Genomic DNA, 21707 nt, shown 5'->3' with positions numbered 1-21707 from the left:
GAGCGACCTTGACCGCAGCGGGGGCCGTTTTGGCAGATGCCGCTGCACCACCACCAATTGAAAAACCAACTGCCGCCGGCTTGGTGGCCGACGCATCGTCACTGGCTGCCCAGCTCAGTTGACTGACCGCCAACACCACCGAAGTGAGCACAAATTGTTTGTGATTCATATTTCTTAGTTATTCAATGCCGCCACCGACAGCTTATGAGACACAGCCTCAGGGCTTGCGACTCCGGATCAGCGTGATAGTTCTCGATTCGGTGCCATTCTTGAATACAACGTCACGCCCTTTGACTGCGGCCAAACGCCATTCACCCACCGCATCACCCACACGGAAGCGCCGAACTTTGCCACCCTGCTTGGCCAACACACTGCCTTCAGCCCCTTGATCCACCAGACCGACCAGCTCAAAGTCAGCCAAGGGGTCCACCGGCTTCGGGGGCGGGGGAGGCGGAGGCGGCGGCGGCGGGCGGCGGGTGGCCGTGAAAAGCGGACGATCAAGCACCTGAACAAAGCGGCTGAGATCAGCATCGCCGCCCGCGGCACCTCGGGGCAAGCTGATTTTGTCTAAGGTGATTTGCTGCGCGGCCGGCTCATGCCACAGCCAATCACGCAACTGCCCTTGGCGATTGACCCAAAGGTGCACCACCTCAAGTACCAAGAGCAGATTCAGGGCCAGCAGCAGCCACGGTGCATATTGCCGGATCACGAGGCGAATCTTCCAGAGTTGTGCTTTCACGATGGCGACCTCAGCACAAAAAAGTTGATTTGGCCGGCCAACCGGGCCGGCGCCTGGTTGGTGGCGTAGGTCAGGATCTGAACCGTCATCCCCTCAACCAGCACCGTCGGCCCCGGCTGGGTGCCAAGGGCAACCAACAAGGCCTGCAGCTTGACCATTTCACCTTCGTAGCGCACCTGGATGGGAATCCGGTCAAAACGATGATCTGACTTGGCGGGCAAGACCTGGCTGGACTGCACATCCAGACCAGCACTGGTGAACAAGTCGCGAATACGCTGCTGCGCTGCGTTGCCCACCTGTGATACGTCCTGGGTGGATGGGTAGATATACAGATCTTGCAACTGACGTGCCTGGTCTACCGCGTCTTCGATCTGGCTTTGCTGCCCCACCAGGCCAAGCAGCCGAGCGTAGCGTGGCTCCAGATCGGACAGGCGCTTTTGGGCACTTTGATGCTGCACGTAGCCATACCCGGCCAAACCGATCAAAGGCAACGACAACAGCAACAGCCCAAGCACCAACCCGGGCAGGTTCTGCAATTGTTTGATGGATTTCATTTGCCACCTCCGATCGAGAACGGGCTAGCGCCGGCCGCAGGCTTGGCAGGTGCTGCAGGCGTAGGCGCTGCAGCAGGGGCTGCGCTACCAGGCGCTGCGGGGGCTTGAGTCGGGGGCGGCGGAGGCGGCACCACCGGCGCCGGCTGAGCCACCTTGGGGGTGGCGCCCAGCAAAATACCGAAGGGCCCTGCTTCCTTGAGCACAGTGGGCGGCACGCCCTGCGGGTAGGCCGCCGATACCGGTGCTGGCGGGGGCGCCGTGGATGCGGTATTGGCCGGAGCTGCAACGGTGGGCGCGCTGGGAGCAGCAGGTTTGCCGTCAACCCCAGGCTGCGGGCGACTCTCGCGCGGTCGCGGCGGCGGCGCCTCCTGCTCCGGGTCGCTGCTACGCATGGCCTTGGTGTCCAGGGTGAATTCAATGTTAAAGGCCTCTTTGGCAGCACCGGGCTGACGCACCGCCGCCGAGGGGGCTTTGACATCCTTGAACAGCGGCTCAGTGCTGAGCTTTTGCATGAGCGCGGCGGCACTGGGGGTCAGGCCCTGCAAGGTGATCTTGCTGCCCTGCATCTGCAGCGACTGCAGCCAGGTGTCGTCTGGCAAGGTTTCTGTCATCAAGGCAATCACACGCAAAGGCTCGACGCGCTCCTGGAGGATCTCGTTCAGGTCTTTGAGCCCGTCCAGTTGCGTGACCAGTTCAGTGCGCTGGGCCACGGCGGGCGCCGCCTTTTTGCTCAGAGTAGCGAACTGGCCTTCGGCCTGGCGTGCACGATGAGTCAGTTGCAAGGTAGAAGCCGTGAGCGCCGGCAACAACCAGAACAAGGCCATCAGGATCAAACCCACGCGCAGGGTGCGCCCACGCTGCTGACGCCGCTGTCGACTGGCTTCACCAAAGCCGGCCAGAGTGATGTAAGGTCCCGGCTGTGAGGTCGTGGCGCTCAGAGACACCCAGATCTCCGGCGCCTGCAGAGCAGGCTCGGCTGGCCGACCTGGTGCGGCCATCACGTCGTCCAGGTAACGGACGACCGAAGCCCGCGAGGCCAGGGCCAGGGCCACACGCTGACTCTGGCCCTGGCGCGACAGCACCACAAAACCATGCGCGGTGTCGTCAGGCAGAAAGGGGCTGGCAGCCGCCACCTCGAGCGCCACGGCGCGGGCCAGATCGGCCTCAGCCAGCAGGGGCAGCACCAGTTCACGCACCAGCACGCTGTCTTCAGGAAGCTCGACTGCAGTGGTGCGGCTGGCGGCAGTCCGTACTTTAGCCGGACATTCGGCGGCAGGCTGCAGCAAGTCGCCACGCTGAATCCATTCACTGCGATCCGCGCGGATGAGGCGAACCGGCAGCAGCGGGGTCAGCCAAAGCAGGCAAGGCCGGTCCAGCATGCCTTGCCAAGGGCGCGCGAGTTCTGCCCCCAACTTTCGCAAGTCGAGACCGAACAGACGCAAATCAGTGTTGGTCGTGACCATGGACACCATTCAGGAAAATAAAAAGTTTCATGGCGCGGAGGCCACCCGGCGGTCGGCCCCAAAAATGCGCCAGGGCTGGCCGTCCGGGGCATTTCGATTGAGGTCGATGTCCCGGGAAACATACCAACGACGCCCCGAATCCAGCGACAGGCTGGCGATCAGCCGGTAACGCGACCCCGAACTGTTGTCCACCAACGTGGCATCCAGCCGTGTGGTGTCAGAGGTCGAACCCGCGACTTGGCGAGTCTGCACGATCTGATTGGCCACTGAAGCATCGCCCCCTGCCAGCACCATCAGCACCTCGGGTGTGGCTGCCAGGGCATTCACCCGTACCGCAGCTCGCCGGTTTACGACGAGAAGGCGGGCGATATTAGCATAGAGGTCATAGTCAACCCCTGGCACCTGCAGCAGGTCTTCCACCGCGTCAAAGCCAACGGCGCCCCCCTTTGAATCCGGGCGATCGCGCAGGGTGACCACCTGCTGGGCCAAAGCATCGGCAGTTGCGGGGGGTAAGCCCCCAGCAACCCGAAACACCTTGGACAACAAGCCCAGCGGGGCTCCGTTGAGGTTGATCAAGCCATTGAACGGAACCACTGTGACCTGGATCGGTGCCCCCTGGTAGTTGACCGCCACCTGGATGTAGCGCACATATTGCGTGGGGTCGATCTGCATGCGCTGCACCGTTTGCACGATTGCCGCCTGCCCATACGCCTCGGCCAGCACGCCTTGTTTGCTGGCCGACACCGTGCGAGCGTCCTGCCGGGTGACCTTGACCATGCCAGCCACAATCAGACTCAAGGCGGCGACCATCCACAACACACCCACCAGGGCAATGCCAGTTTGACGCGGTCGGGCGCGGCGCCAGACCGACAGCGTGGGGAGGCGCCGCGGCTTCATTCGTCACTCCCCCCAATGGCAAAACCACTGCCGTTGCCACCCACCTGAGAGGGCAGTTGACGCAGGGGGATCACGATCTCGGGCCAGTCGCTGCCGGCGACCTGAATCAGCAGGCGTACGCGCGAGGGCAGTCGGCTGCGCCGGTCCTGATTGGTATCGCCCATCGCCATGGACCACTCAGGCAACCAGCGGCCTGGCGCCACGCGTGGGTCTTCGTACTCGATGCTCCAGCCGGTCACCCCCCCCACCAGAGCTCGGCCGTCTACCTGCGACCAATCCGGAAAGCCAGCAGCACCGGTCCAGGGCGTGTAACGCAACACCAAGGCATAGCTCTGGCCCGAGGGTTCGGCCATGAGTCGGAAGAAATGCCGCCCCCCAGCACCATAACGCGCGGGCATGGTGCCCACCCAGGCAATACCTTCGTTGCGCCCCTCAAACAGGTAATTGCTCTGATCGACCGAGCCCGCCCCAGGACGAAGCCGCATCGAGACCCGACCCAGCGTGGACCGGATGAAGGCCGTGGCCGAGCGAAAGTCATCCAGGCGGGTGGATCGCTCGTCGATGCGCGACTCGGTCTGCCCCATGGTGTGCAGGGCTGAACTCATGGCCAGCAGGATCAGCGACATGAGCGACATGGCCACCAGCAACTCCACCAGCGTGAAGCCCCTGCGACGGCTGATTCGGCTTGCGCACACCATGTCAGCGCACCTGACCAGGCAACGGCAAGGCCTGGGGCAACAAGGTGGTGACCTGCAGGCTTTGCACCCGGTCGCCATTGAACCAACTCACGCTGTACTGCACCTCATGCAAGGGCACCGTGCGTGAATCATTGAGCGAGCCGGCCCAAGGTGCCGAATCGATGCGCCAGTCAAAGCCACCGCGACGACCGGCGTCGTGCCAGCCGCCTTCCGGCACGGTGTCGTGCCAAGCGAGCAACGATTCGAGCTCGGCCGTTGCGCGCGACTGCATCTCGACCGAGGCCATGCCCCGGGCGGCACTGCCGCTGGCCCGGTAGATCAGTCCCAAGGACATGCCGAGAATCGCCATAGCGACCAACAACTCCAGCAGAGAGAACCCGCGCGCCGAGGCACGCCGGGAGTACAGGCCGGCCCTCATTGTTCGATGGGTTCCGTGCTGACACGACCGGACATCCAGTCAATGCGCAAACGTGTGCCACTGCCAGAGGGGCGAAACACATCAATACTGCCCCCCGTGGCGCCACCGTCAGGCAAAAACCGAATAGCCGCCGCACCTGACTGCCCGAGCTCCATACCTGCCACGGTGGCCCTGACCGCCACCGAAGCCGGAAAAGGTTTGGCAGGGGTATCATCCACCCCAAAAAGCCGTCGCTCCAGATCAACCCGAAAGCGGGTCTCGGCCCCTTGCAACTGGGCGCGGTTGCGGGCGGCGCGCATCTCAGACACCATTTCGCGCAGCACACTCCGGTATTCGGCGCCTTCCCGCATCTTGCCCAGCGCGATAGGCACCACCGCCATCAACAAGCCCAGGATGGCAAACACCACCAGCAACTCGATCAGGGTGAAGCCCCGCTCGCGGGCAGCATGGAAGCGCCGGAACCGGTTCATGCGTGATGGATTTACTTGGCGTTAACGACGTCGGCGTTCTCGCCTTCTCCACCGGCTGCGCCATCGGCACCGTAAGACAGCAAATCGACGTTGGCGCCATTCAGGGTGTACTTGTAAGGCTTGCCCCAGGGGTCGTTGGGCACGCCGCCCTTCAAGTAGGGGCCATTCCAGCCATTGGCCGAGGCAGGCTTGGCCACCAGCGCGTTCAGCCCCTCTTCAGTGGTCGGGAAGCGCCCAACATCGAGCTTGTAAAGCTCGAGCGATTTTTCGAGGTCGGCAATCTGCACACCCGCCGTCTTGGACTTGGCTCCTCCGAGCTGACTCAGCACCCGAGGCCCCACCAAGCCTGCCAGCAAGGTCAGGATGGCCAACACGACCAGCAGTTCAATCAGAGTGAAGCCACGGGCACGAGGGCTCGCACGGCGCTGGCGAAAGCTCAACATATCAAATCCTTAAAGTAACAACTCAAACAGCCAGATCATTGATGGACAGAATGCCCAGCAGGATCGACACGATGATCGAGGCGATCATGAGGCCCAGCACGATGATCAGCAGTGGCTCCAGCAGGGTCAAGCCACGCTTGATGCCCACCTCAACGTCCCGGTTCAGGATGTTGGCCAGTTCAAGCATCATGGGCCCGATGCGCCCCGTCTCTTCCCCCACTCGGATCAAGTTGATCGCCAAGGGTTCAAAAATTCCGGTGGCAGAAATCGCATCGACCATCTTGCTGCCCTCCTTGACCATGGGCCCCACGCCGGCCAAGGCACCACGCAGCACATCGTTGGTGACGGTATCGGTGGCGATGCGCAAGGCCGTGAGCAGCGGCACACCGTTGCCCAGCAGGGTGCCCAGCGAGCGAGAGAACAGCGTCAATTCATATTTGAGGGTCAGCCGCCCCAGCAAAGGCAGGCGCAACACCTTGTGTTGCCACCAGTTGCGCCCGACCGGCGACTTGAACCAGCGCCAGACGCCAGTGCCCACAAAAAATGCCACGGCGCCAATCACCAGCCCGTAGCTGGTAAACGCATGGCCCAGCCCCATCACCAGGCGGGTGGGCAAAGGCAGGGCATCGCCCATGTCGTTGAACAACTTCTCGAACTGCGGCACCACGAAGCCGAGCATGGCAATCAAGGACAAAACCGCCACACCCAGCAAGATGGCTGGGTAGATGGTGGCGGACACCACGTTCTCACGCAGCGCACGCAGGCGCTCCATGTGCTCGACAAGGCGATCCATCACCGAGCTGAGTTGGCCGCTGACCTCGCCCGAACGGATCATGTTGATGTAGAAATCACCAAACAGGGCACGGTGTTTGCCCAAAGCCTTGCTGAAAGGCGTGCCGCCCTTGACATCCTCCAGTGTGCTTTGGGTCAAGGCCGCCACCGAAGGCTTGTGGCTCATGCCGATCAACACCCGCAGGGCATTGTCCAGGGCCAGCCCGGCGCGCAGCATGATCGACAGCTCGGAGGTCAGCAGCAGCACGTCGGCCTGCGTCACGGGTCCCTTGCCCACGCGACGCCCACTGCCCTTGGTCAAAGAAGCCAGGCCCGATGCCTTGGCACCCTCGCGCGCGCTGGCATCGCTGGCCTGAGGCTCCCGGATTTCCAGGGGGGTCAGGTGGCGGCCGCGCAGCCATTTCTGGGTGGCAGGCACGGAGGCCGCCTCATGGCGGCCCTCCTGCACCTGCCCCTGTGCATCCACCGCACGCCAGAAGAACTCAGGCATCGCCCTGATCCTCCGTCACGCGCAGCAATTCATCGAGGCTGGTCACGCCAGCGGCGACCTTGCGCAAGCCGTCTTCGTACAAGGTCAGCATGCCCGACTGGCAGGCCAGACTGTGCAGGCGACTGGCATCATCTCCCGCCACGATGGCGCGGCGCATGGCTTCATCGAGCACCAACAGTTCGTGGATGCCGGTTCGACCCTGGTAACCCGTGCCGCGGCAATGATCGCAGCCCACGGCTTTGTAGATGGGTTGACCCAGCGGCAGAAAACGATGCAGCCCCGTGCTGGACAGCACCTCGGATGACGGCGGCTCGGCCTGCTTGCAGTGGCCACACAGTGCCCGCACCAGACGCTGCGCCAGCACGCCATTGACCGAAGAGGTGATCAGGTACCCCTCCACCCCCATGTCCTTAAGCCGGATCACGGCGCCTGCTGCCGTGTTGGTGTGCAGCGTGGAAAGCACCAAGTGGCCCGTAAGCGCAGACTGAACCGCGATCTGGGCGGTTTCACCATCGCGCATTTCGCCGATCATGATGATGTCCGGGTCTTGTCGCAAAATAGAGCGCAGCGCACTGGCAAAGGTCAGGTTGATCTGGGGGTGCACCTGGATCTGGTTGATGCCCTCCAACTGGTACTCCACCGGGTCTTCCACCGTGATGATCTTCTGCGTGGTCGAATCCAGCTTGGACAAGGCCGCATACAGCGTGGTGGTCTTGCCCGAGCCGGTCGGCCCGGTGACCAACAGAATGCCGTGCGGCTTGGCCAGCAGGGTGTTGAAGCGCCCCAGGGTGTCGCTGGCAAAGCCCATGCTTTCCAGGCTGAACCGCACGCTGGCGCGGTCCAGTACCCGCATGACCACACTTTCGCCGTGCACCGTCGGGACCGTGGACACCCGCAGGTCCAGCTCCCGGCCCTTGACCCGGGTCTTGATCCGACCGTCCTGCGGCAGGCGGCGCTCGGCAATGTCGAGGTGGGCCAGCAACTTCACCCGCGAATTCACGGCCGCACTGAGCTTGGGCTGAACCACATCGCCCGCATGGATGACGCCGTCCACCCGGTAGCGAACATGCAATCCATCGTCGAATGGCTCCAGATGAATATCCGAGGCGCGCAACTCGATCACCCGACTGATGATGCTATTGACCAGCCGGATCACTGGCGCCTCGCTGGCCAGGTCTTTGAGGTGTTCGACAAAGTCGCCCCCCAGGCTGTCATCGTCAAAGCCAGTGGTGTCGTCTTCAGGTTCGGCTTCGACGGGTTGTGCCCAGGCTTTTTCGATATCGCTTTCCAGGCAGAGGTGAGGCTGCAACCTCAGGCCGGTGGCCAGGTGCAAAGCTTTGAGCACGTAGCGGTCTTGTGGCACCGCCATCGCCACGTCAAGCCGATCGTCCTGCAAGCGAATGGGCAACACTTGATTGGCTGCCAGGTAGGCCGGCAGCAGGCCAGGCACCTCCAGCGGGAACTCGGGAAACTGGTCCGCCCCCACCACGGGCAGGTTCAGTTGCCTGGACAGCGCCTGTAGCACATCCTGTTCGGACACCAGGCCCAACTGAACCAGCACCCGTCCCAGCATGTCGCCCAGTTCCTGCTGGGCTGACAGGGCACGCTCCAGATCCCGAGGCGTGAGCTTGCCCGACTGAACCAGCACCTCACCGATCCGGAGGCGCGGCTCGTCCTGCGTCAGGACGGGTTCAACGGTAGGCAAGGATTCTGTGCTCATGTGGGGGAGTAAAGCGATGATGCGACGCCCATCAGACGTCTGAAACGGGAGCGGAGGCCTGAGCACCGAGCTAGTCACTGCCACCCAGCCTGCGATTTTGCACCAAATCACCCAGCCGCCGGGCTGCAGCCGGCGCCATTACACCCCAGCCGAACAGTTAACATGCACGCCATGCAGCGTTGGGATAACTTCATCTAAATGACAAACAGGGACAGCGGGCCGGACTCCCTGAGCCGTGGTGAATGGGATTTGACGCTTTCGGTGGTCAGCCACGGCCATGCCGATTGCTTGCAAGTGCTACTGGATGAACTGACAGCCCAAGGCCCCAGCAATCTGCGGCACCTGATCGTTACCCACAATCTGCCGGGCCCCGGCCTGACGGTTTCGCCCGACTGGCCCTTTCAAGTCAGCGAAATCCGCAACGCCGAGCCACGCGGCTTTGGCGCCAACCACAACCAAGCCTTTGAGCGTTGTAGCACGCCCTTCTTTGGCGTGATGAACCCGGATCTGGACCACCTGCCCGACCAACTCTGGTCACGCCTGGTCGAACTGGCCGCCCCAACCCACACCGGACTGGCCTACCCCGTGTTACTCAACCTAGACGGCACGGTGCAAGACAGCGAACGCGAGGTGCCGACGCCATTGGCCCTGCTCAAGCGCTACACCCATCGCCCGCCCGTGCCGCGGCGCGACTGGGCCAATGCGGCCTGTTGGGTACTGCGCCGCGAGGTGTGGCAGCAGTTGGGCGGCTTTGACGAAGGGTATTTTCTGTACTGCGAAGACGTGGACTTCTGCCTGCGCGTGCAGTTGGCCGGGCTGGAACTGAAACGGGCGGACGTGCGCATGACGCACCACGCCCAGCGCACCAGCCACCGCCAGTGGCGCTACGTGAGCCTGCACCTGCGCAGCCTGTGGCGGCTGTGGACCACCCCCACGCTTTACCGCTACCTGTGGCGACTCCGCAAGACCGGTCCGGTGCGCCTGCCGGACATGGGGCGCTGAAGCCCCGCCATCACCGATCGAACGGTTTCAACCCTGGCGCCAGGGCAGGCCACGGAAGCGCCAACCGCCCTTGCGACCGCGCTGGCCGTGTTGATCCGGATCGCCTTCAAAGCCTTCCAGGATGTTGTAGGCCTGCAGCCCCAACTCGGTCGCACGTTTGGCCGCCGCCACCGAACGCACGCCGCTGCGGCACAGCAACACCACCTTGCGCCCGGCCGCCGCGGCGAGCACGCCCTCGTCAAAGCCGGGGTTCATGGCCATGCCGGGCCACTGCTTCCAGGCCAGCCCGGTGGCCCCCGGCACAAAACCGACCCATTCGCGCTCGGCATCGGTGCGCACATCCACCAACACCGCCTCGCCCGACTGCACCCACTGCCAGGCCAGCAGGGGCGAGACATCGCCCGCATAGCCGTGTGCCGCACGCACCCCGCCCACCGGGGCCCCTGCGGCATCGTGCCGCAAGCCAGAGCTGAGGTTGGCCGGCACGGCCTCGTCGATGCGGCGCGGCTTGGGCAGTTGCAGGCCCTCCATCACCGCCACGAACTCGGCCAGGCTGCGACCTGCCACGCGGGCGTTGCTGGCTTTTTCAGCACCGATGCTCGACCGCGTGCGGCCCTGGTAATCGTGCCCCGGCCACACGGTGGTGGCGTCGGGCAGGCGAAACAACACCTCGGTCAGGCTGTGGTACAGCGCTTCGGCACTGCCCGACTGGAAATCGGTGCGGCCACAGCCATTGATCAACAACGTGTCCCCCGTGAAGACATGGTCACGCCACACATAGCTCATGCTGCCCGCGGTGTGCCCCGGGGTGTGCAGGGCCAGCAGACTTTCGCCCCCAAAAGCCAGGCTCTGGCCATCGCTGAGTTGGGTGGCCGCCGTGCCGACGCCACAGCCCTGGGGTGCCACGGTGTGGGCGCCGGTGTGCTCGGCCAGTGCGGCGGCACTGGTGATGTGGTCGGCATGGGCATGGGTTTCGATGATCCAGCGCAGGCTCAGGCCCTGGTCGCGCAAGACCTGCAGGTCACGCTCCAACTGCTCTTCGACCGGGTCGATGATCACGGCGTCGCGGGTGACAGGATCGGCCAGCAGGTAGGTGTAGGTGCTGGAGGCGGTATCAAACAACTGAATGGGTTGCATGTCGGTTCCTTGCGGCAAACAGACGGAAAGTGGAAAAAACAGAGAACGAGTCGAACGGCACCCCTGCGCGGCTCAGCCCAGCGGTCGCACGTGCGAGCTCACGAAGTGAGGTCACGCAAACTTGGCCAACAGGCGGCCAATCTGATCAGGGGGCACACGCCCCTGCTCGATCATGCAGGCCACCATGTGGAAGAACGACTTGTCGAGCGCCTTGCGAGCAGCGGCCAGTTGCTGCGCAATCTGTTCGCAATCCACTTCTTCGTCGATCAGGCGCTGCACGCCACGCAACTGGCCTTCCACGCGAGCCAGGCGGGTTTTGAGTGCTTTTTTGTGGGCCGCATCGGCCAGGGGCGATGAAGGGGGCATGGTCAGAACGCCGCATTCGGGCAAAAGTAGTAGCCCACCAATATACTCCGGCAGGTATATAGGAACAAGATTTCATTGCCAGGAACCCCACGATGATTGCACTGCACCCCTACCTTCAGTCGGCTCTGGGCGGCCTGATGATCGGACTGGCCAGTTGGTGGCTGCTGGCTTCATTGGGCCGCATTGCTGGCATCAGCGGCATCGCCGCCGCGCTATTGCCCGGACGCGACGCCCGGCCGGAACGAGCTTGGCAGGCTGCATTCATCGCGGGCCTGGTGCTGGGTGGTGCGCTCTGGGCCCGGTTGATGCCTACCCCAACCACAGCCCTGCGCCCCCTGCCGCTGCTGCTGATAGCCGGGTTTCTGGTCGGACTGGGCACGGTGATGGCCTCCGGCTGCACCAGCGGGCACGGCGTTTGCGGACTGGGCCGACGCTCCGTGCGCTCGCTGGCGGCCACCGCCACCTTCATGGGATCGGGTATGGCCACGGTGGCCATTTTGAAGCTGTTCCAAGCCTGAGGCTTTGCCCATCACCCCGGTGCCCGACATGAACACGCAATCCACACCCGCGACCCCATCCACCACAGACCCCGAGCTGTCGCGTCTGCCAGCCCTGCTGACGGCCGCCGCTGCCGGCCTGCTGTTTGCAGCGGGCCTCGCCCTATCTGGCATGACCCAACCCGCCAAGGTGATCGGATTTCTGAACCTGGGCGGCATCGCCAACGGCCAATGGGACCCCAGCCTGGCCTTCGTGATGAGCGGGGCGCTGATGGTCACCCTGATCGCCTTTGCCGTCACGCCCTCCAAGCCGATCCGGCCAGCGCGCCGCCCCTGGTTCGCCGACCGCTTTCAATTGCCCACGAGGCAGGACATCGACACCCTGCTGCTGCTGGGGTCGACCCTGTTCGGCATCGGTTGGGGGCTGGCGGGGTACTGCCCGGGCCCCGCCTTGAGCACCCTGCTGAGCGGCGGGCTGGACACCGCGGTCTTCGTGGCCGCCATGCTGGCCGGGATGGCCGTGGCACGCCGCTGGCTGCGCTGACGCCACCCCCGGGGGTGACGGAGGTCGGCCGCTGGGGCTGACCCGCAGGTGACCGACAGGCCGCAGCAGCGCCGCTACGCTGCAAGCCCATGTTCCATCTGCACTTACCCACCCCATGAGCACCGCATTCACGCCCGGTCGCAACCGCGTGCTGGCCCACACCGGCGCCCGCGTCCCCATCATCCAGGCCCCCATGGGCTGGATCGCCCGCACCCCGCTGGCCTCGGCCGTGTCGCGCGCCGGCGGCTTGGGGGTGATCGAGACCTCGTCCGGCGAAACCGCCAACTGCCAGCAGGAGATCCGGCAGATGCTGGCTCTGGGCCTGCCCTTCGGCGTCAACCTGCCGATCCGCTTTCTGCAAGACGACGCCATGCTGCGCTTCGTGTGCGACAGCGGGGTGCGCTTTGTCACCACTTCGGCCGGCAGCCCGGCCAAGTTCATCGCCCCCTTGAAGAGCGCGGGCATCACGGTCTACCACGCCGTGCCCACGCTGGACACCGCACTCAAGTGCGTGGACGCCGGCATCGACGGCCTGGTGGTCGAGGGCGCCGAAGGCGGCGGCTTCAAGAACCCTGAAGAGGTGTCGACCCTGGTGCTGCTGCAGGCCATCCGGGCCCGGGTCGATGTGCCACTGGTTGCCGCGGGCGGCATCGTCGACGGGCGCGGCATGGCTGCCGCCTTCGCCCTGGGGGCCGAGGCCATCCAGATGGGGACGCGCTTTGTGTGCTGCGCCGAAAGCCCGGTGCATGCCAATTACAAGAACGCCATCGTGGAGTCCCGCGAGACCGGCACCTGGGTGCTCAACAAAAAGGCCTCGCCTTGCATCCGAGCACTCAAGTCCGAACGCACCCGGGTGATCCACGAGGAGGGATTGATGCCCGCCGACACCTTCAAGGGCCTGCAGCAGGTCTATTTTGGGGGCGACATGGAAGCCGCCCCGGCCCTGGCCGGCCAGAGCGTGGGCCTGATCGACGGCGTCAAGACGGCGCAGGAGATCATCGATGAGACCCTGCGCGGCTTCGAAGAGATCACCGCCCGACTGGGCGCCATGAGCCAGCAACGCCACTTCGGCTGAAGCGGGCTGAGACTTTCAGAAACCCCATTCACAGGAGACAACACCATGAACACCAGCGAACTCTTCTCGCTCAAAGGCCGCACCGCCCTCATCACCGGTGGCTCACGCGGCATCGGCCGCATGATCGCGGCGGGCTTCATTGCCCAGGGCGCACGCGTCTACATCTCGGCGCGCAAGGCGACGGCCTGCGACGCCACGGCCGCCGAACTGGCCCAGGCCGGGCATTGCGTGTCGCTGCCCGCCGATGTGTCCAGCGTGGAAGGCGCCAAGGCCCTGGCCGCCGCCTACGGGCAGCATGAGGGCTCGCTCGACATCCTGGTCAACAACGCCGGCGCCGCCTGGGGAGCCCCGTTTGATGAGTTTCCCGAAAGCGGCTGGGACAAGGTGGTCGACCTGAACTTGAAGGCCCCCTTCTTCCTGACCCAGGCGCTGGCCCCCTTACTGCGCCAGGCGGCTCAGCAGCGCGCGGCCAAGGTGATCAACATCGCCTCGATCGACGGCATCTCAGTCAACCCGCTGGAGACCTACTCCTACGCCGCCAGCAAGTCAGGCCTGATCCACCTGACCCGCCGCATGGCCCTGCGCCTGATCGAGGACAACATCGTGGTCAACGCCATCGCCCCGGGCGCTTTTGCCTCAGAGATGAACCGCGACGCCCGTGACAACGGCGAGGCCGTGTCGGCCCGCATTCCGGCACGCCGCATCGGCACCGACGAAGACATGGCCGCCGCGGCCATCTACCTGGCCTCACGGGCGGGCGACTATGTGGTGGGGCACACCCTCACGGTGGACGGTGGGGTGACGATCGCCCGGGGGTGAGATGGAAGGGCGCCGGACCGGCGCCCCCTGTTCAGGGCTTGACGAACTTCAGCAGGAAGCCGTCCGTGCGCTGGCCATCTGGCGCTGACTTCTGATCCCGTGGGTCGGCCGGATTGCGGTAGATTTCGCTGGCGGCCACAAATCGGAAGCCAGCGGCCTCGACCTCCTGGCGCACCAGGGCTTCTTCAACGCGATGCAGGCTGCTCGACTCCGTGATGCCGGTTCCGGCGCGCCCGGCGTGGTCAGCAATGACATAGACGCCGCCCGGCTTCAGACCTGCAAAAATGGCCTGGTTCAGGCTGGTGCGGTCCACCCCCCAGTGCCCCAGGTCGTGGTAATTGAACATGAAAGTCACCAGATCCAGCCCCTTGCGGGTGGCAGCATCGGGGACAGGAGACTCAAAAGGCAGCACGACAGGTTCAAGCGCGCCCAACTGAGACTGGCGGGCTCGCTGCAGCAAGGCGGCAAAGGAGCGTGTGCGGGCCGGCTCCGGCCCGGCCCTGAAACCGGCGGTGCCTGCCTGAGGCGCCTCGTTCTTGCCATCTGCCGGCGGCGCACTTTGGCCATAGACACGCCCGGTGGCACCCACACTGCGAGCCAGCAACTCGCTGGTGTAGCCGCCCCCGGCATTCAGATCAAGCACCTGCATTCCGGGACGCACACCCATGAACGCCAGCAGTTTCTCCGGTTGACGCACCGCGTCCAGTTTCCGGTCTTCGGCTGAGCGATCCGGGTTGGCGACAATGGCCGCAATCGACGTGGAATTCAAGGCGCCGGGCACACCGTTGGCACCAGGGCCGGCGCAAGCGGCCAAGGTCAAAACGAGAGAAGCCCCCGCGGCACGAGCAATCAAGGTTCGGGTCAGTTTCATAACGATTCTCAGTTTGGACGACACAAAAAATGGGCAGATACCCAGGATCAAAAAAAGTTCACCACCACGGCGTTGCTTGCCACAGAGCCACCAGCAAGGGCATCAACACCGCCGTGGCCACCCCGTTGAGCCCCATGGCCAAGGCAGAAAATGCCCCAGCCGTCTCATGCACCTGCAAGGCCCGGGCGGTCCCGATGGCGTGAGCCGAAATGCCCACGGCAAAGCCCCGTACCGCCGGGTCATGCACGCCGACCCAGTTCAGCAACGGGCGAGCCATGATGGCCCCGCTGATGCCCGTCACCGCCACAGCCACCGCAGCCAACGAGGGCAGCCCGCCCCAGCGCTCGGCCAATGCCATGGCAATGGGCATCGTGGCCGATTTGGGCATCAGCGAAAGCAAGGTCTCGCGCGAGCCCCCCAGCGCCCAGGCGATGGCCACAGCCGACACCATGGCCGTGACCGACCCCGCCAACAACGCCACCAGAACCGGGCGCCAGATTCGTTTGAGGCGCTCAAGCTGTCCAAACAAAGGCACGGCCAGCGCCACAGTGGCCGGACCGATCAGGAAGTGGACAAACTTGGCGCCCTCAAAATAAGTGGGGTATGGCGTGCCAGTGGCCCACAACACGGCAATCACCAGGCTGACAGAGGTCAGCACCGGAATCAGCCAGGGCTTGTGCCCCGAACGCCGGTAGAGCGCCACCGCCCCCAGGTAGGCCAGCAGGGTCAACGCCAACCACAACAAGGGCGAGCGGCCCAGGAAAACCCAGATCTCGAACAGACCGCCGGGGTTCATGCGCCCTCCTCAGGGAACTCATCTGCCAATGGCTGGTCACTGCGCCGCAGCATCCAACGCAAGGTCAAGGCTGTCACCACCAGCGTCACGGCCGCGCCGCCAACACCCGCCGCCAGAAACGGCAACCACTCGTGGGCGACTCGGCCAAAGTGCATCATCACGCCGGCCACCGCAGGGATGAACAACAGCATCAGGTGCTGCAACAGCCCGCCAGAGGCCTGGCGCAGCCCTTCGGGCACCGTACCCCGCCACATCAGCCAGCCCGCCAGAATCAGCATGCCCAGCAGCGGCCCGGGCAGAGGCAGGTGCAGCCAGAACACCAGGCCCTCGCCCAGCAGCTGCATCAAAAACAAAAGCGTCAGTCCGTGAATCATGGTGGGATCTCCAGTCGGCCCGGGGGGTCGCCATTGTCATGCAAGGCGGCCGCAGCTGCAGAGGCAAGCGTCACGCGCACCCTCACCAACGGGGCAAGGCGCCCAGGCGCAGCTGCTGACGGCGTTCGGCGTGGTCGGGCACCACTGCGGCCACCGTGTCCCAGAAGCGGGGGCTGTGGTCCATCACGCGCAGGTGGGCCAGCTCGTGCACCACCACGTAATCGATCACGGGCAGGCTGAAATGGATCAGGCGCCAGTTGAGCCGAATGCTGCCGTCAATGCGGGCGCTGCCCCAACGGGTGCTGGCATTGCTCAGGGCCAGCTTGTTCCACTGCACGCCCAGTTGGGGCGCGTAATGGTCGAGCCGCTGCGCGAACAAGGCCTTGGCCTCTCGCATCAGGCAGGCCTGAACGGCATCCTTGATCTGGCTGGCTTCCGCCTGAGGCGGCAGGCCCAGGCTCAGCAGGTGGCGCACGCCTTGCTCGGCTGCGGCCTCAGGGGCCAGGCGGTGCAACATGCCGCCCGCCAGAGCCCCCGGCTGCAGGCGCACACGCAGAGGTTCGCCCAGAAACGGCAGCTCGGCCCCATCGGCCCAGGCCACGCTGGCAGAGGCCTGACGGGATTGGCGTTCGCGCGCCTCGTCGAGCTTGCGCACGATCCAGGCGCTTTTGGTACGCAGAGCAGCGTCCACCTCGGCCTGAGACACCCAGCGCGGCGCCCTCACCACCAGGCCCTCGGACCCGACGACAAAACCGATGCTGCGCCGACGTGCCCGCTCAAAGCGGTAGGCCACCCAGCTGCCTTGCAGTTGCAACTCGCGGTTGGCCTGCGGATGGCGAAAGCTCATGGGTGTGATCACCTCGGTCAGCGGGGCCGCAGGCGGGCCGACGGGACCAGGGGCCGACGGGATGGGGCGCGCTGGCTCGAACAGCTGAGGATCCGGCTTCGGCGTCGGCTTGGGCCGTCGGGGTGGCGCGGCCCTGCGCTTGGGCGGCGCAGAGGGGGCCGCCGGCGTCGGCTCACGCTCGAACAGGTCGAGCGTGAATTGCAGCAGTCGGTTCATGGCCCCCGGCACGCGTGTGCTCAGCCCTGGGCGGGCGGGTAGGCCTCGGGGTCCAGGCGTCGCATTTCAGCCTCGATCCAGGCTTCGACCTCGCGCATCAATTCGTCGGGCTGGCGCCCTGCCGAAGGGATGGGTTTGCCAATCGACACATCCACCACACCCGGGTGCTTGATGAAGGCCTTGCGCGGCCAGCACTTGGCCGAGGTCACGGCAATCGGGATCACCGGCGCGCCCGTCTCGATGGCCAGACGGGTGCCACCGCTCTTGTACTGGCCTTTCTGGCCGCGGGGCGTGCGCGTGCCCTCGGGGAACATGATGATCCAGATGCCCTGCGCGAGCAGGCGCTTGCCCTGCGCCACCACCTTGTTGAAGGCCTGGGCGCGCTGGCTGCGGTCGATGTGGATCATGTCGAGCCGGCCCATGGCCCAGCCGAAGAAAGGCACATACAGCAGCTCTTTCTTGAACACATAGGCCAACGGGTGCGGCATCAGTGTGGGCATCAGAAAGGTCTCGAAGGTCGACTGGTGCTTGACCAGCAGAATGGCCGGGCTGGTCTCGCCCTGCGGCAGGTTTTCGCGTCCGCTCACCCGCACCTCAATGCCCATCAGCACGCGGGCCCCCGCCACGGCCCAGCCCAGCCAGCGCACCGCCATCCACCACAGCGGGGTGCCGCGGCGCCACAGCGAGGCCACCAACATGATCAGGGCCCAGGGCACCACGGTGACCATCATCCACAGGGTGTGCAAAAGGGAGCGCAGCAGGTGCATGGGTAGGGCCTTGTTGAAAACAGAGGGCGGCTCAGGCCGCCACGCGCTGGCGCTCGGCATCGCGCGCGATCAGGTGATCGGCAAAGACGCCCACGTCGGCGTGCACGCGGGTGCCTGGCGGAAAGGTGTCGGGCAGGGACCGGTCGCGCCATTCGGCGCCCAGGCCGGTGAGCACCAGGTGCGGTTCGCAACCCGCCGCATACCCGGCCTGCAGATCGCGCAGGCTGTCACCCGCCATGGGCACGCCCTGCAGGCTGATGCCATAGCGATCGGCAATCTGCTCGAACAGCCCGGGAGAAGGCATGCGGCACCGGCACTCCTCGTCGGGCGCATGGGGGCAGAAGAACACCGCCTCGACACGGCCGCCGGCAGCGGCCAACAGCTTGTGCATCTTGGCGTGCATGGCATTGACCTGGGCCATGTCGAACAGGCCGCGTCCCAGGCCGGCCTGGTTGGACACCACCACCACCTGAAAGCCAGCGTGGTTGAGCCGAGCAATCGCCTCCAGCACCCCGGGCAGAGGCAGCCACTCCTCCGGGCTCTTCACGAAGTCGTCGCTGCTTTCGTTGATGGTGCCATCGCGGTCGAGAATGACGAGTTTCATGGGGAGCATCCTGGGGGTGGCGTGGGTTTGGCGTGGGGGCTCAGCTGGCCAGCCGGGACAGGTCGGCCACGCGGTTCATGGCGTCGTGCAAGGTCTTGAGCAGGCCCAGGCGGTTCAGGCGCAAGTCCAACTCTTCGGCATTCACCATCACGCCTTCGAAGAAGGCATCGACCGGGGTGCGCAAGGCCGCCAGGGTCTGCAGAGAGGCTGTGTAGTCGCCGGCATCGAACTGGGCCTTGGCCTGCGGTGCAGTGGCTTGCAGGGCCGCGTACAAAGCCTGCTCAGCGGCTTCCTTGAGCAGCACCGGGCTGACGTGGGCATCCACCTCGCCCGCCTTTTTGAGGATGTTGCTGACGCGCTTGTTGGCCGCAGCCAGGGCGGCCGCCTCGGGCAGCTTGGCAAAGGCACGCACGGCCTCCAGGCGCTGGGCCACATCGGACAGGCGCTCAGGGCGCAGCGCCAGCACGGCATCCACCTCCTGGGCGCTGAAGCCTTGCTCACGCAGGCTGCCGGCCAAGCGGTCGTAGATGAAGTCGGCCAGAGCGGCGCTGGCATCACTGATCTTGTCGCCAAAGGCGGGCACAGCGCTTTGCAGCAGGGTGCCCAGGGCCAGCGGCAACTGGTTCTCGATCAACAGGCGCACCACGCCCAGGGCATGGCGGCGCAGCGCAAACGGGTCTTTGTCGCCGGTGGGCAGGTTGCCGATGCCGAACATGCCGGTCAAGGTTTCCAGCTTGTCGGCCAGGGCCACCACCACGCCCACGGTGCCGCGCGGCAAGGTGTCGCCCGCGAAGCGGGGCTTGTAGTGGTCCTCGATGGCGTCGGCCACGGCTTCGGGCAGACCGTCGTTGAGGGCGTAGTAACGGCCCATGGTGCCCTGCAGCTCAGGGAACTCGCCCACCATGTCGGTCACCAGATCGGTCTTGGCCAGTTGGGCAGCCAGATCGGCCTGCGCCACCAGGGTGGCGTCACCCAACTGGGCAGCAATCGCCTGAGCAATCGCGCGCACACGCTCCACGCGCTCGCCCTGGGTGCCCAGCTTGTTGTGGTAGACCACCTTGCCCAGACCCTCGACCCGCGAGGCCAGGGTCTTCTTGCGGTCCTGGTCAAAGAAGAACTTGGCGTCAGCCAGGCGCGGGCGCACCACGCGCTCGTTGCCGCCGATCACGGCGCTGGCATCGGCCGGGCTGATGTTGCTGACCACCAGGAACTGGTGCGTCAGCTTGCCGGCGGCGTCAAGCAGCGGGAAATACTTCTGATTGGCCTTCATGGTCAGGATCAGGCATTCTTGCGGAACCCCCAGGAACTGGGTTTCGAAGGCGCAGACCAGCACATTGGGGCGTTCGACCAGGGCAGTCACCTCGTCGAGCAGCGCGTCGTCTTCGATGGGGCGCACGCCGTTGCCCACCTGGGCCGCTGCCGCTGCCAGTTGGCTCACGATCTCGGCACGGCGCTCGGCAAAGCTGGCGATCACCGCGCCATCGCGACGCAGGGTGTCGGCGTAGGCGTCGGCGTGTTCGATGGTGACCACGGGCTTGGCGGCCTCAAAACGGTGGCCCAGGGTGGTGTTGCCCGACTTCAGGCCCAGCACCTTGAGCGGCACCACGCTGCTGCCGTGCAAGGCGATCACCCCATGCGCCGGGCGCACAAAATGCACGCTGCTCCAGCCGGGCAGTTCGCAATCGGTCTCCAGCTGGTAGGTCATGACCTTCGGAATCGGCAGCTTGGCCAGCGATTCTTCCAGCGCCTTTTGCAAACCCACATCGAGCGTGGCGCCATTGACCACGCTGTCATAGAACAGGGCTTCGGCCTTGCCGTCCGGGGCGCGCTTGAGGCCGGCCACGGCTGAGGCATCGGCGCCCAGGGCGGCCAGCTTCTTGAGCAGGGCCGGGGTGGGGTTGCCAGCGGCATCCAGCCCCACGCTGACAGGCATCAGCTTTTGCTGCACGGCCCGGTCGGCCGCTTTGGCGGCCACGTGGGTGATGTGCGCCGCCAGGCGACGTGGCGAGGCAAAGGCGGTGGTCACGCTGTCGGCAGCGGCCAGGCCCTGGGCCTTGAGTTGCTCGGCCAGCACGCCGGCAAAGGCCTCGCCCAACTTCTTGAGTGCCTTCGGGGGCAACTCTTCGACAAACAGTTCTACCAGAAGATTTTGTTGGCTCATGATGTCTTGTACTCCCGCTCAGGCGGCCTTCTTGGCCATCTGTTCAACCCACTCGCGCGGGGCCATGGGGAAACCCAGGCGCTCGCGGCTCTCGTAATAAGCCTGGGCCACAGCGCGGGCCAGGTTGCGGATGCGGCCGATGTAGGCAGCACGCTCGGTGACCGAGATCGCACCCCGGGCATCCAGCAGGTTGAAGGTGTGGGCGGCTTTGAGCACCTGCTCATAGGCCGGCAGCGCCAGTTGCTGCTCCATCAGGTACTTGGCCTGCTTTTCGTGGGCGCCAAAGGCCGTGAACAGAAACTCGGCATCGCTGTGCTCGAAGTTGTAGGTGGACTGCTCCACCTCGTTCTGGTGGTACACATCCCCATAGCTCAAGGTGTCGGTCCACTTGAGGTTGTAGACGTTGTCCACGCCCTGCAGGTACATGGCCAGACGCTCCAGGCCGTAGGTGATCTCACCGGTGATGGGCTTGCAATCAATGCCGCCGACTTGCTGGAAATAGGTGAACTGGGTCACTTCCATGCCGTTGAGCCAGACCTCCCAGCCCAGGCCCCAGGCACCCAGCGTAGGGTTTTCCCAGTCGTCTTCGACAAAGCGGATGTCGTTCTTCTTGAGGTCGAAGCCCAGTGCCTCCAGGCTGCCCAGGTACAACTCGAGGATGTTGCTCGGGGCCGGCTTGAGCACCACCTGGTATTGATAGTAGTGCTGCAGGCGGTTGGGGTTCTCGCCATAGCGGCCGTCCTTGGGGCGGCGGCTGGGCTGCACGTAGGCCGCCTTCCAGGGCTCAGGGCCCAGGGCGCGCAGGAAGGTGGCGGTGTGCGAGGTGCCTGCGCCCACTTCCATGTCGTAGGGCTGCAGCAGCGCGCAGCCCTGGGCGTCCCAGTAGGACTGCAGCTTCAGAATGATTTGCTGAAAGGTCAACATGACGTTGGGCCCCGGTGGACCGG

25 protein-coding genes and 1 pseudogene are annotated in these 21707 nt (G+C 65.0%); 5 read left to right on the top strand and 21 right to left on the bottom strand.

The features are described from left to right. Window positions 1-217: 217 nt before the first annotated feature. From AC3WUT_RS20190 to gspE, 10 genes are read right to left on the bottom strand one after another with little or no spacing between them, the layout of a single operon-like run. The gene (locus AC3WUT_RS20190; protein WP_492348878.1) at window positions 218-739 is read right to left on the bottom strand and encodes a hypothetical protein; all 522 of its coding nucleotides are present in this window, start codon (window positions 737-739) and stop codon (window positions 218-220) included. Next, the gene (gene gspM / locus AC3WUT_RS20185; protein ID WP_492348877.1) at window positions 736-1293 is read right to left on the bottom strand and encodes a type II secretion system protein GspM; all 558 of its coding nucleotides are present in this window, start codon (window positions 1291-1293) and stop codon (window positions 736-738) included. The genes AC3WUT_RS20190 and gspM overlap by 4 nt, the downstream gene beginning before the upstream one ends. Continuing rightward, entirely contained in the window at window positions 1290-2756 is a 1467-nt protein-coding gene (locus AC3WUT_RS20180) for a PilN domain-containing protein (RefSeq protein ID WP_492348876.1), read from the bottom strand. The genes gspM and AC3WUT_RS20180 overlap by 4 nt, the downstream gene beginning before the upstream one ends. Window positions 2757-2783: 27 nt before the next feature. After that, window positions 2784-3653, bottom strand: a complete 870-nt coding sequence (locus tag AC3WUT_RS20175) for a type II secretion system minor pseudopilin (protein ID WP_492348875.1) — start codon at window positions 3651-3653, stop codon at window positions 2784-2786. Further along, window positions 3650-4351: a prepilin-type N-terminal cleavage/methylation domain-containing protein gene (locus AC3WUT_RS20170; protein ID WP_492348874.1), complete on the bottom strand. Its 702-nt coding sequence runs from the start codon at window positions 4349-4351 to the stop codon at window positions 3650-3652. Before AC3WUT_RS20170 ends, AC3WUT_RS20175 begins: the two co-directional genes overlap by 4 nt. A 1-nt stretch (window position 4352) precedes the next feature. Then, a complete protein-coding gene (locus tag AC3WUT_RS20165) occupies window positions 4353-4769 on the bottom strand; it encodes a PulJ/GspJ family protein (RefSeq protein WP_492348873.1) in 417 nt (138 codons plus the stop codon). Further along, window positions 4766-5239: a GspH/FimT family pseudopilin gene (locus AC3WUT_RS20160; RefSeq protein ID WP_492348872.1), complete on the bottom strand. Its 474-nt coding sequence runs from the start codon at window positions 5237-5239 to the stop codon at window positions 4766-4768. The genes AC3WUT_RS20165 and AC3WUT_RS20160 overlap by 4 nt, the downstream gene beginning before the upstream one ends. Window positions 5240-5250: 11 nt before the next feature. Then, window positions 5251-5682 carry a type II secretion system major pseudopilin GspG gene (gspG, locus tag AC3WUT_RS20155; protein ID WP_492348871.1) on the bottom strand — a complete coding sequence of 144 codons (432 nt, stop codon included), beginning with the start codon at window positions 5680-5682 and terminating at the stop codon, window positions 5251-5253. A 22-nt stretch (window positions 5683-5704) separates the two neighbouring features. Beyond that, complete coding sequence (locus tag AC3WUT_RS20150) at window positions 5705-6964, bottom strand: type II secretion system F family protein (protein ID WP_492348870.1); 1260 nt, start codon at window positions 6962-6964, stop codon at window positions 5705-5707. Next, window positions 6957-8684 carry a type II secretion system ATPase GspE gene (gspE, locus tag AC3WUT_RS20145; RefSeq protein ID WP_492348869.1) on the bottom strand — a complete coding sequence of 576 codons (1728 nt, stop codon included), beginning with the start codon at window positions 8682-8684 and terminating at the stop codon, window positions 6957-6959. Before gspE ends, AC3WUT_RS20150 begins: the two co-directional genes overlap by 8 nt. Window positions 8685-8882: 198 nt before the next feature. On the opposite strand from gspE, the gene AC3WUT_RS20140 reads away from it, so the two are divergent. Next, window positions 8883-9686: a glycosyltransferase gene (locus AC3WUT_RS20140; RefSeq protein WP_492348868.1), complete on the top strand. Its 804-nt coding sequence runs from the start codon at window positions 8883-8885 to the stop codon at window positions 9684-9686. 27 nt (window positions 9687-9713) lie between these two features. On the opposite strand, the gene AC3WUT_RS20135 is transcribed toward AC3WUT_RS20140, so the two are convergent. The 3 genes and pseudogenes from AC3WUT_RS20135 to AC3WUT_RS20125 form a co-directional block, all read right to left on the bottom strand. Continuing rightward, entirely contained in the window at window positions 9714-10148 is a 435-nt protein-coding gene (locus AC3WUT_RS20135; RefSeq protein WP_492349001.1) for a rhodanese-like domain-containing protein, read from the bottom strand. Between the two features lie 174 nt (window positions 10149-10322). Continuing rightward, window positions 10323-10823 (bottom strand): annotated as a pseudogene (locus AC3WUT_RS20130) (MBL fold metallo-hydrolase); the annotation flags it as partial. 111 nt (window positions 10824-10934) lie between these two features. Continuing rightward, a complete protein-coding gene (locus tag AC3WUT_RS20125) occupies window positions 10935-11189 on the bottom strand; it encodes a metal-sensing transcriptional repressor (protein WP_492348867.1) in 255 nt (84 codons plus the stop codon). Between the two features lie 92 nt (window positions 11190-11281). Between AC3WUT_RS20125 and AC3WUT_RS20120 the strand changes: the two genes are divergently transcribed. The 4 genes from AC3WUT_RS20120 to AC3WUT_RS20105 all read left to right on the top strand — a co-directional run bounded on the left by AC3WUT_RS20120 (window position 11282) and on the right by AC3WUT_RS20105 (window position 14124). Further along, entirely contained in the window at window positions 11282-11707 is a 426-nt protein-coding gene (locus AC3WUT_RS20120; RefSeq protein WP_492348866.1) for a YeeE/YedE family protein, read from the top strand. Between the two features lie 28 nt (window positions 11708-11735). Further along, window positions 11736-12230 (top strand): DUF6691 family protein, encoded by a 495-nt coding sequence (locus tag AC3WUT_RS20115; RefSeq protein WP_492348865.1) that lies wholly within the window; start codon window positions 11736-11738, stop codon window positions 12228-12230. 115 nt (window positions 12231-12345) lie between these two features. Then, entirely contained in the window at window positions 12346-13305 is a 960-nt protein-coding gene (locus AC3WUT_RS20110; protein ID WP_492348864.1) for an NAD(P)H-dependent flavin oxidoreductase, read from the top strand. 45 nt (window positions 13306-13350) lie between these two features. Beyond that, entirely contained in the window at window positions 13351-14124 is a 774-nt protein-coding gene (locus AC3WUT_RS20105; protein ID WP_492348863.1) for an SDR family oxidoreductase, read from the top strand. Window positions 14125-14155: 31 nt separating this feature from the next. On the opposite strand, the gene AC3WUT_RS20100 is transcribed toward AC3WUT_RS20105, so the two are convergent. The 8 genes from AC3WUT_RS20100 to glyQ all read right to left on the bottom strand — a co-directional run bounded on the left by AC3WUT_RS20100 (window position 14156) and on the right by glyQ (window position 21684). Beyond that, window positions 14156-14995 (bottom strand): class I SAM-dependent methyltransferase, encoded by an 840-nt coding sequence (locus AC3WUT_RS20100; protein WP_492348862.1) that lies wholly within the window; start codon window positions 14993-14995, stop codon window positions 14156-14158. A gap of 58 nt (window positions 14996-15053) precedes the next feature. After that, window positions 15054-15791, bottom strand: coding sequence for an LrgB family protein (locus tag AC3WUT_RS20095; RefSeq protein ID WP_492348861.1), 738 nt, complete (start codon window positions 15789-15791; stop codon window positions 15054-15056). Further along, the gene (locus AC3WUT_RS20090) at window positions 15788-16165 is read right to left on the bottom strand and encodes a CidA/LrgA family protein (protein ID WP_492348860.1); all 378 of its coding nucleotides are present in this window, start codon (window positions 16163-16165) and stop codon (window positions 15788-15790) included. Before AC3WUT_RS20090 ends, AC3WUT_RS20095 begins: the two co-directional genes overlap by 4 nt. 82 nt (window positions 16166-16247) lie before the next feature. Next, window positions 16248-17228: a M48 family metallopeptidase gene (locus tag AC3WUT_RS20085; RefSeq protein WP_492348859.1), complete on the bottom strand. Its 981-nt coding sequence runs from the start codon at window positions 17226-17228 to the stop codon at window positions 16248-16250. Window positions 17229-17248: 20 nt separating this feature from the next. Then, window positions 17249-17995, bottom strand: coding sequence for a lysophospholipid acyltransferase family protein (locus AC3WUT_RS20080; RefSeq protein ID WP_492348858.1), 747 nt, complete (start codon window positions 17993-17995; stop codon window positions 17249-17251). A 31-nt stretch (window positions 17996-18026) separates the two neighbouring features. Beyond that, window positions 18027-18599: a D-glycero-beta-D-manno-heptose 1,7-bisphosphate 7-phosphatase gene (gene gmhB / locus AC3WUT_RS20075; RefSeq protein ID WP_492348857.1), complete on the bottom strand. Its 573-nt coding sequence runs from the start codon at window positions 18597-18599 to the stop codon at window positions 18027-18029. A 40-nt stretch (window positions 18600-18639) separates the two neighbouring features. Next, window positions 18640-20760: a glycine--tRNA ligase subunit beta gene (glyS, locus tag AC3WUT_RS20070; RefSeq protein WP_492348856.1), complete on the bottom strand. Its 2121-nt coding sequence runs from the start codon at window positions 20758-20760 to the stop codon at window positions 18640-18642. A gap of 18 nt (window positions 20761-20778) precedes the next feature. Then, window positions 20779-21684 (bottom strand): glycine--tRNA ligase subunit alpha, encoded by a 906-nt coding sequence (gene glyQ, locus AC3WUT_RS20065; RefSeq protein WP_492348855.1) that lies wholly within the window; start codon window positions 21682-21684, stop codon window positions 20779-20781. Window positions 21685-21707 lie beyond the last annotated feature (23 nt).

This window comes from Curvibacter sp. EU05-FHT14A10 (genome assembly GCF_058791075.1).
Note: the sequence above shows the minus strand (reverse complement) of the source record. Positions and strands in the feature narration are given on the sequence as shown.